General features: G+C 53.8%; 1 protein-coding gene. It reads left to right on the top strand.

The window, feature by feature from the left end; genetic code table 11:
- Positions 1 to 712, top strand: a 712-nt coding sequence (locus JNA92_RS25580; protein WP_241807219.1) for a transposase, incomplete at both ends; no start/stop codon positions are given.

Here is a 712-nt window from a genome sequence, read left to right as displayed (position 1 = left end):
TCTACCATCTGGACCTGGTTGAGCTAGCCCATGGCTTCGGTTTCGACGTTTATGTCATCGATGGTTTCCAACTGAGCAACTACAGGAAAAGCGTTGGAGGGCGGGTTAAAACTGACCCCTCTGATGCTCGGTTGCTGTCCCGATTTTTGAAAAACGAGGGCGACGATCTTCGTCCTTGGACCCCGCCTCCTGCTGTCTACGGCAAGCTTCAGAGCCTCCTTCGACGCAGAGCTGTCTTGGTGACTGCTCGCACTGCATTAGCTCAGAGCTGGACAAACGAAAGCCTGCTGAAGGCCGCCTTCAAAACCTTCGTAACATCGATAGATCGGCTGGATCAGCTGATACAAAAAAAGATTAAGGAAGTGCTACGAGAGGCTGGGCTGCACGAGCAAGTTGCCCGCTGTCAGGCGGTAGAGGGAATTGGGTTTCTTACCGCTACAGCCCTGGTAATGGCTTTTGTAAGGGGCGAGTTCAAGAGCAGTGATTCGTACATCGCATTCCTAGGAATGGACCTACGGGTTAATGATTCCGGAGAGAAGAATGGACGTCGTCGGCTCACCAAACGCGGCTGCTCGGAAATCCGTCGTTTGCTGCATAACGCAGCAATGGCGGCCAGCAGGTCGGCCGCTTGGAAAGGGGTATATGAGCAGTACAGAAACAGCGGTAAGGCAACGACCCAGGCGTTGGTAATTCTGGCCAGGAAGCTCGCACG

Source organism: Pseudomonas putida (assembly GCF_022627325.1).
Classification (GTDB): domain Bacteria; phylum Pseudomonadota; class Gammaproteobacteria; order Pseudomonadales; family Pseudomonadaceae; genus Aquipseudomonas; species Aquipseudomonas putida_X.
The sequence above is the reverse complement of the archived record's forward strand: the minus strand, read 5'-3'. Positions and strand labels throughout refer to the sequence as shown.